4 protein-coding genes are annotated in these 8,835 nt (G+C 66.4%); 3 read left to right on the forward strand and 1 reads right to left on the reverse strand.

Annotated elements, in window-relative coordinates; genetic code table 11:
- Nucleotides 1–11: 11 nt before the first annotated feature.
- A complete protein-coding gene (locus tag QMA10_RS14695) occupies nucleotides 12–2,402 on the forward strand; it encodes a heavy metal translocating P-type ATPase (protein WP_290169495.1) in 2,391 nt (796 codons plus the stop codon).
- Nucleotides 2,403–2,716: 314 nt separating this feature from the next.
- Here the strand turns inward: QMA10_RS14695 and QMA10_RS14700 are convergent, their stop codons facing one another.
- Nucleotides 2,717–5,242: a DNA topoisomerase IV subunit A gene (locus QMA10_RS14700; protein ID WP_290169498.1), complete on the reverse strand. Its 2,526-nt coding sequence runs from the start codon at nucleotides 5,240–5,242 to the stop codon at nucleotides 2,717–2,719.
- A 113-nt stretch (nucleotides 5,243–5,355) separates the two neighbouring features.
- Between QMA10_RS14700 and QMA10_RS14705 the strand changes: the two genes are divergently transcribed.
- Together QMA10_RS14705 and QMA10_RS14710 are read left to right on the forward strand one after the other, a co-directional pair.
- A complete protein-coding gene (locus QMA10_RS14705) occupies nucleotides 5,356–8,052 on the forward strand; it encodes a bifunctional GNAT family N-acetyltransferase/acetate--CoA ligase family protein (protein ID WP_290169500.1) in 2,697 nt (898 codons plus the stop codon).
- Nucleotides 8,053–8,164: 112 nt separating this feature from the next.
- On the forward strand, nucleotides 8,165–8,835 hold a 671-nt coding region (locus QMA10_RS14710), incomplete at its 3' end, for a DUF5998 family protein (RefSeq protein WP_290169501.1).

Consider the following 8,835-nt stretch of genomic DNA (forward strand, 5'->3'; position numbering starts at 1 on the left):
CAGAAACGCCCATGAGTACCCACAAACTGCTCCAGCAGTCGCAGCCGCGCATCATCGACCTCTCGGTCGAGGGCATGACGTGTGCTTCGTGCGTGGGCCGGGTGGAGCGGAAATTGGGAAAGATCGAAGGCGTTCACGCCACGGTCAACCTTCCGCTGGAATCCGCCCGGGTCAGCGTCCCGGACGGCGTAACCGACGAACAGATCCTGCACGCCGTGGATGCGGCCGGATACAAGGCCCGGCTGGTGCGGTCCGCAGTATCATCTCCCGCCGGCGGCGGCAAGCATGCCGGAGCGGACAACAGCTCAGCGCACGGCGGCCGCGAAGACTCCGGCCGCGACGATCCTGAACGCCACGGTTCAGGCACCAAAAACTCCGAGCACTCCGGTGAGGAGCACATGAGCCACGGCGGAACGGCCGCCGTGCTGCGTCCGCGGCTGATCCTGGCTGCCGTCCTCACGGTTCCGGTGTTTCTTGTGTCGATGATTCCGGCCCTGCAGTTCAGTAACTGGGGCTGGTTTGCCGCGCTCCTGACCCTGCCGGTGGTCACCTGGTCCGCCTGGCCCTTCCACCGGGCGGCGGCCGTCAACGCCCGGCATTTCGCCTCCACCATGGACACTCTGGTTTCGCTGGGCGTAACAGCGTCCTATCTGTTCTCCCTGGGTACCCTGCTGGCAGATCCGTCACTGACCGCCCACACCGGCATGTCGGATATGCCGGGCATGGCCGAGGGCGGACACGCCAACCTCTACTTCGAGGTTGCCGCCGTCGTCGTCACCTTCCTGCTGCTCGGACGGTATCTTGAAGCGAACGCCAAAGCCCGCGCGGGTGACGCCCTGAAGGCGCTGCTCAGCCTGGGGGCAAAGGACGCCGCCGTTCTGCGCAACGGCGCCGAGGTCCGGGTGCCGGCGCAGGATTTGGCCGTCGGCGATGTCATAGTGGTCCGGCCGGGTGAAAAGATTGCCGCCGACGGCGTGGTGCTGGACGGTCATTCGGCAGTGGACACTTCCCTGATTACGGGTGAATCCGTTCCGGTGGAGGTGGGCCCGGGCGACACGGTCACCGGTGCCACAGTCAACACGTCAGGACGGCTGATGGTCACCGCCTCCCGCGTGGGCAGTGAAACCACGCTGGCCCAAATGGGGCGCCTGGTGAGCGATGCTCAGTCCGGCAAAGCGCCGATCGCCCGGTTGGCGGACAGGATCAGTGCCGTCTTCGTTCCCATTGTGCTGGGTATCGCCGTCCTGACTTTCGTTTTATGGCTGGTCTTCAGCGGTGATCTCCAGGCTGCGTTTACCGCCGCCGTCGCGGTGCTTGTCATCGCGTGCCCGTGTGCCTTGGGTCTGGCCACGCCCGTGGGCCTGCTCACCGGCACCGGGCGCGGGGCCCAGCTGGGCATCCTGATCAAGGGTCCGCAGGTGCTTGAAGACACCCGCACTGTGGACACCATTGTGCTGGACAAGACCGGAACGGTGACCGACGGCCGGCTTTCCGTTGTACGGACGCTGACCCTGGAACCGGCCATTGACGAGGAGGAGCTGCTGCAGCTGGCAGGCTCCGTGGAGGCTGCGGGGGAGCACCCGATCGCCGTTGCCATTGCTGCGGCTGCCCAGAATGCAGCGCCCGACGGCGCACTCGCCCCGGTGAGCGGGTTCGACTCGGCGCCCGGCGGAGGTGTCCGCGGAACAGTGAACGGACGCGCCGTCGTCGCCGGCCGTTCCGGCTGGCTGGAGGAAAACGGCGTTGTCCTGCCCGGGACAGCGTCGGCGATGCTGCGAACGGAACAGGAGGCCGGATCCACCGCCGTCCTGGTGGCTGTGGACGGACGGGCCGCCGGGATTATTAGCCTGCAGGACAACCTCAAGCCCGGATCCGTAGCGGCCATCGCACGGCTGCGGGCCCTGGGACTGCGGCCCGTGCTGCTCACCGGGGACAATGCCGTGGTGGCTGCACGGGTAGCCGAAGCCGTCGGGATCGCCCCGGGGGACGTGCTGGCCGATGTCCGGCCGGAGGGCAAGGTTGAAGCCGTCAAGAGGTTCCAAGCCGACGGGGCAACTGTGGCCATGGCAGGCGACGGCGTGAACGATGCCCCGGCGCTGGCACAGGCGGATCTTGGCATCGCGATGGGCTCCGGCACCGACGTCGCCATTGAAGCGGCGGACCTGACCGTGATGGGCAACGACCTGGGTCAGGTGGCCACGGCCATCGAGCTGTCCCGGCGGACCCTGGGCACCATCAAGACCAACCTGTTCTGGGCTTTCTTCTACAACGCCGTTGGCATCCCGGTGGCAGCCCTGGGTCTGCTGAATCCCATGATCGCCGGTGCAGCCATGGCGGCCAGCTCCGTGCTGGTGGTGGGCAACTCGCTGCGGCTGCGCAACTTCGGCAAGCACGGTGCGTGAATCCGGCGCCGTAAGCGGGAGAGCGAAGACGGCCTAAAACACTGCACCTGCCGATTCCTTGGGAACGGCAGGTGCAGCTTGTTAATGCGCTTGTTAACCGGCGGCATCCTTCGTGCAGATTACGGGCCTTGGCGAAATCCCTCGTGCAGATCAAGGGCTCATACGGGCTGATACGGCGCAAATGGTCCCATCAGCTGCACGAAGGATTCAGCGGAGACCTGATGGGGCCCGAGAGCTGCACGAAGGATCCCCGCGGCACGTGCGGCAACGGCGGCCGCCCAGAAAGCCCGGGACAGCCGCCGGAAAAGCAAGCGTCAGCTGGCCGCCGGATCCACGCCCGGTTCAACCGGTGTGTTGCTCGGCCCCACCTGATCCACCCGGTTGGTCAGCGGAATGCCGGAGCCGTCCCGCCGTCCGTGCTCAGTGGGCAGTGCCCGGGCCACACCGTTGGCAGCGGCGGCCTTCGCCGGGCCGTGACCGGCCCACGCCACTGTAAGGGCATCCTCGCCCTTCAGGAACCGGTGTGCCCGAACGCCGCCGGTGGCACGGCCCTTCACCGGGTATTCGGCGAATTCGGTTACTTTCACCGATCCGCCGGGTGTCCCGGGCAGGGTCTCGGTGCCGGTGGAGACGGTAACGACGACGGCGGCCGGATCATTCTGCGCCACCACCCCGAAGAACAACACATGGTCATCGGTACCGAGCTTGATGCCGGCAACACCGCCGGCGGTGCGTCCCTGCGGACGGACCAGCGAGGCACTGAAACGCAGCAGCTGGGCCTGTTCGGTGATAAACACCAGTTCGTCGGTGTCCTGGGCCGCCACTCCCAGACCCACCACTTCATCCTTGGGCTTGAGCGTGATGGCTTCCCAATCGTCACGGTTCAGCGGGTACTCAGGATTGACCCGTTTCACGATGCCGTTCCTGGTGCCCAGCGCAATGATCTCGTTCAGCGGCACCAGGCCTATCAGCTTTTCGCCCTTGCCCAGCGTCATGAAGTCCTTGACGGGAACCCCTCCGGCCATGTTCGGCAGGCCCGACGTGGGCGGCAGGGCCGGCATGTCGAGGACCTGGACCCGGATCATCCGGCCCGACGACGTCACTGCCCCGATCTCGCCGCGCGCCGTGGTCTTCACGACCGAGCGGAACACGTCGTGGCGCACCCGCTGGCCGGCCTCGGTGAGCGGCTCCTGGTCGGCGGTGCGGGCCAGCTGGCCGGAACTGGTGAGGATGACCCAGCAGGGATCATCGGCAATCTCCAGGGGCAGTGCGGCCTTGGCGCCCTTGCCGGTGACGGCGGGAGCGGCGGCAACACCCTTCAGCGGTGATGCGGCCTCAGATTCCAGCAGCACTGTCCGCCTCGGGGTGGCATACTTGGCCGCCACTTCACCGAGTTCGTCGGAGACCAGGGACCGCAGCCGCTGCTCGGAGTCGAGAATGGCCTGCAGTTCCCTGATCGCCAGTTCCAGCTCGTCCTTCTCCTTCTCCAGCTCGATGCGGGAGTACTTGGTCAGCTGGCGCAGGCGCAGTTCCAGGATGTGGTTGGCCTGGATTTCCGTCAGGTCATAAATGGCCATCAGGCGTTCGCGGGCCTGGGCCGTCTCATCCGAGGAGCGGATGATCTGGATGACCTCGTCGATATCCACGATCGCAATGAGCAGGCCTTCGACCAGGTGCAGCCGGTCCTGCTTCTTACGCAGCCGGAAAGCGGTGCGGCGCCGCACCACACCGAGGCGGTGTGCCACGTAGACCTGCAGCAGCTCCACCAGCCCCAGGGTGCGGGGCTGTCCGTCCACCAGGGTGACGTTGTTGATGCCGAAGGAATCTTCCATGGGTGTGTACCGGTAGAGCTGGGCCAGCACGGCGTTGGGATTGAAGCCGTTCTTCAGCTCGATCACCAGGCGCAGGCCGTGGCTGCGGTCCGTTAGGTCCACCACGTCCGAGATGCCCTGCAGCTTCTTGGAGGTGACCGCGTCCTTGATTTTCTCGATGACCTTTTCCGGGCCCACCATGTACGGCAGTTCGGTAATCACCAGTCCGGTGCGGCGGGCGTTGAGCTGCTCCACCTCCACCTTGGCGCGGGTCTTGAAGGAACCGCGGCCGGAGGCGTAGGCGTCGCGGATCCCGTCCAGGCCCACAATCCGGCCGCCGCTGGGCAGGTCCGGACCGGGAATGAACCGCATCAGCTCATCCAGCGTGGCCCCGGGGTTGGCAATCAGGTGCCGGGTGGCGGCAATGACTTCACCCAGGTTGTGCGGGGCCATGTTGGTGGCCATGCCCACGGCGATGCCGGTGGTGCCGTTGACCAGCAGGTTCGGGAAGGCAGCAGGAAGGACCTCCGGCTGCATCAGCTGGTTGTCATAGTTGGGGACAAAGTCCACCACGTCTTCATCCAGGTGGTCCGTCAGCGTCAGCGCGGGCGCAGCCAGCCGTGCCTCCGTATACCGGGCGGCGGCGGGGCCGTCGTCGAGCGAGCCGAAGTTTCCGTGCCCGTCGATCAGGGGCAGGCGCAGCGCCCAGTCCTGAGCCATGCGGACCATCGCGTCATAAATGGCGGAATCGCCGTGGGGATGGAGCTTGCCCATGACCTCACCCACCACGCGGGCGGACTTCACATGGCCGCGGTCAGGCCGCAGGCCCATGTCCGCCATCATGTACAGGATGCGCCGCTGAACGGGCTTGAGGCCGTCCCGGGCGTCGGGGAGGGCGCGGGAATAGATCACCGAGTACGCGTACTCGAGGAAGGAACCTTCCATCTCGGTGGTGACATCAATGTCGATGATGTTCTCGGCGATTTTCTCGCCGGGTGCGGTTTTGGAGACGGTTTGGCGCCGGGCCATGCTGTTGTCGGGTCCTTGCATTGGTAGGGCTTATACGGGAGTGCAGGGGGATGCGGCACGGCGGCCGAAGCGTCCTGCAGACAGCGGAGAAAAATTCCCACTACTCTGAGTCTATGGCGGAGCAGGGACATTACCCCGAATATTGGGAAGCTGACGTGGTGTTGCGGGACGGCGGCACCGGGCATTTGAGACCCGTGACACCCGGGGACGCGCAGGCCCTCCAGGAGTTCCACATGCGCCAGTCCCAAAGCTCCATTTACCTGCGCTTCTTCACCTACAAGGCCAAGCTCAGCAACAAGGAGCTGGCCCGGTTCACCAACGTGGATTACAAGGACCGGGTGGCTTTTGTCATCACCATCGGCTCGGAGATCATCGGCATTGGCCGTTATGACCGCCTCGATGACCCCACCGAAGCCGAAGTGGCCTTCAACATCGCGGACGGCCACCAGGGACGCGGACTGGGTTCCATCCTGCTCGAGCACCTCGCCGCTGCGGCCCGGGAGAACGGCATCCGCCGTTTCTCCGCCGAGGTGCTTCCCGAAAACCGGAAAATGATCGGAGTTTTCGCGGATGCCGGCTATGAGGTGCGGCGCCACTTTGACGACGGCGTGATCGCCCTCGACTTCAACATCGACCCCACGGAGAAATCCCGGGCCGTCATGGAATCCCGCGAACACCGCGCCGAGGCCCGCAGCGTCGCGGACCTGCTCTCGCCGTCGTCCGTTGCCGTCATCGGAGCCAGCCGCGAGTGGGGCACCGTGGGATATCAGCTGCTGGAACACATCATCGAGGGCGGCTTCACCGGTTCCGTGTACGCCGTGAACCCGGAGGCCTTCGAGCTGGCCGGCATGGTGTCCTACGCCCGGATCGGGGAGGTGCCCGAACCCGTCCAGCTGGCCATCATTGCCGTTCCCTACGATCAGGTGCAGCCGGTGGTGGAGGAGTGCGCCCGCGCCGGCGTGAAGGGGCTGCTGGTGGCCACCGCGGGATACGCGAACGACGGCGAACGCGGCCTCGCCCGGCAGCGGCGCCTGGTGCGCCACGCCCGGGCCAACGGCATGCGCGTGGTGGGTCCGGCGTCGCTGGGCCTGATCAACACCCGCCCCGGGGTCCGGCTGAATGCCTCCATGGCGCCGTCCCTGCCCGAAGCCGGGGGGCTGGGCCTGTTCAGCCAGTCCGCCGCCATCGGGGTCCTCCTCTACGCGGCGGCCCAGCGGCGCAGCCTGGGACTGTCCTCCACCATTTCCGCCGGCAACCGGGCCGATGTCTCAGGCAATGACGCCATGCAGTACTGGGAAGACGACACCGACACCCGGGTGGTGGGCATGTACCTGGAATCGGTCGGCAATCCCCGAAAGTTCTCCCGGATTGCCCGCCGTCTGGCTACCTCCAAGCCGGTGATCGTAGCCAAGTCCGACGTCACGGGGCTGCAGCTGCCGCCGGGCCACGCGGTGCGGACCACCCAGGCGCCGGCCGGAGCGCTGGATGCCATGCTGCGCCAGTCCGGCGTCATCCGGGTGAACACCAACGAACAGCTGATGGACGTTGCCCAGATTGCCGTCAGCCAGCCGCTGCCGGCAGGCCGGGCGCTGGCGGTCTTCAGCAACTCGGCGGCCCTGGGCCGGGTGGTGGCCGATGCCGCCGTCGGCCTGGACCTGGAAGTGCGCAGCCTGCAGGCGGACCTCGCCCTGGACACGGGGATGAGCGTCGCCCTTCCGCTGCTGCGTGCCACCGTGACCAAGGCGCTCGCGGATGACAACGTGCACGCCGGGGTTGTCACCCTGCTGCCGTCCCCCGGGTTGACGACGGAAAAAATAGCGCAGTGCCTGCAGGAGTGCGTGGCCGAGACCGGCAAACCCGTGGTGGCTGCCTTTACCGGAATCATGGACCCCACCGCGCATGTGGAGGGACTGCTGACCGAGGGGGGACGGGAAGAGGACGGGCGGCAGTCCGGGCTGCCGTGCTTCTCCAGCCCAGGCGCTGCCGTCTCTGCGCTCGCCTCTCTGGTCCGGTACACCGAATGGGCCGCCCGCGATCACGGGCACTTTGTCGAGCCCGCCGGAGTGGATCCTGAAGGTGCCCGCGCGCTGGTCGAAAAGCTTCTGTCCCGGGTTTCCGGTGACGGGCTGATGCGGCTTTCGGCTGAGGAAACCACGCAGCTGCTGGCCTTCTACGGTGTCCGGCTGCTGCCCTCGGTTCCGTTCAGCACGGGGGAGGAAGCCGTGGCGGCAGCGGATTCCCTCGGCTGGCCCGTGGTCATCAAGACCATGGATGAACACCTGCGCCACCGCCTCGACCTGGGCGGCGTACGGATGAACATCTCCACGCGGGAGGAGCTCCTCACCAACATCGCCCAGATGAAGCAGTCCCTGGAGCCGTACGGCAGCTTTGAACTCGAGGTGCAGGCCATGGCTCCATCGGGACAGGGCTGCACCGTCCGCGCCATTGAAGATCCGCTGCTCGGGCCGGTGCTTTCCTTCGGCCTGGCCGGAGACGCCGTGAATCTGCTGGATGACTGGGCCCACGGCATTCCGCCGCTGACGGACACGGACGTTGCGGACCTGGTGCGTGCACCGCGTGCCTCCGGCAAGCTCTTCGGTTACCAGGGCCTGCCCAAGGCCAACGTTGCCGCCTTGGAGGACCTGATTTCTCGGCTGGCCCTGCTGAAGGACGAGCATCCCGAAATTGCGCTGCTGGAAATCAACCCCGTGCTGGTCTCCACCACCGGAGTGACTGTCCTCAGCGCAGATGTCCGGCTGGGCAACCCGCAGCGGCGCACTGACAGCGCCCGGCGGGCGATGCGGGACTAGGGAGGCGGAACCGGAGGATAGGGGGGGCAGGGGGCCGGACCTGAAGAATGAACTCGCAACTCTTCCGCGCGCCATTTAGGTACTGGACCGCTCTCTGAGGGAAACTGGAGTCATGTCGCCGTTACTTTCCTCTGAACGCCGCAGCCTGGATGCCTCCATGGAGCGGGCCGGCTTTTATCCCACGCTTCTGGCCGACGTCGTCCACGATGCCCTGGACGGCCGGGAACCGCTGTCCCACCTGATTCACCTGGAGACCCACTTCGAGCGCACCGAGGTGCACCGCCACATCACCGTGCTGGTGCTGACCGAGGACATGCTGGTGATCACCCACGTGGATGACCAGCAGCTGGATGAAGCCGGGGAGCAGATGATGGCTCAGGTTTCCACCGAATCGGTGCCCGTGACGCAGATCCGGTCCGTGGTCCTGGGCTACATGTATGCCCAGCCCCAGGACTACAAGCCCTCCGACCAGGCCCGTGAACTGACCTTGGCCATCGCCTGGTCGGGCGGCCAGCGCCTGGACATGGGCCCCGCAGGGTGTGCGGACCCGCAGTGCGACGCCGACCACGGCTACACCGGCACCATTGCCCAGGAGGACATTGTCCTGCGCGTCAGTGCCGAGGCCGACGGTGCCCAGGCCGTGCAGAACGCCAAGGACTTCGCCCGGGCACTGCGCAAGGTCAACACGGACACCGTGAACGTGCGGGCGATGGAAGCCGGAGAAGTACGCCAGCGAGTCGCGGGCATCGGCAGCCGGTTCAACCGCAGCCACCACCAGCGGTA

Origin of the sequence: Arthrobacter sp. APC 3897, from assembly GCF_030407495.1 — a bacterium.
In the GTDB taxonomy this organism is placed as follows: Bacteria; Actinomycetota; Actinomycetes; order Actinomycetales; family Micrococcaceae; genus Arthrobacter_B.

Excerpts from the sequence above, each read along its gene's own strand:
- QMA10_RS14695 (WP_290169495.1), top strand. The coding sequence starts at position 12 with ATGAGTACCCACAAACTGCTCCAGCAGTCGCAGCCGCGCATCATCGAC.
- QMA10_RS14700 (WP_290169498.1), bottom strand. The coding sequence starts at position 5,242 with ATGGCCCGGCGCCAAACCGTCTCCAAAACCGCACCCGGCGAGAAAATC.
- QMA10_RS14705 (WP_290169500.1), top strand. The coding sequence starts at position 5,356 with ATGGCGGAGCAGGGACATTACCCCGAATATTGGGAAGCTGACGTGGTG.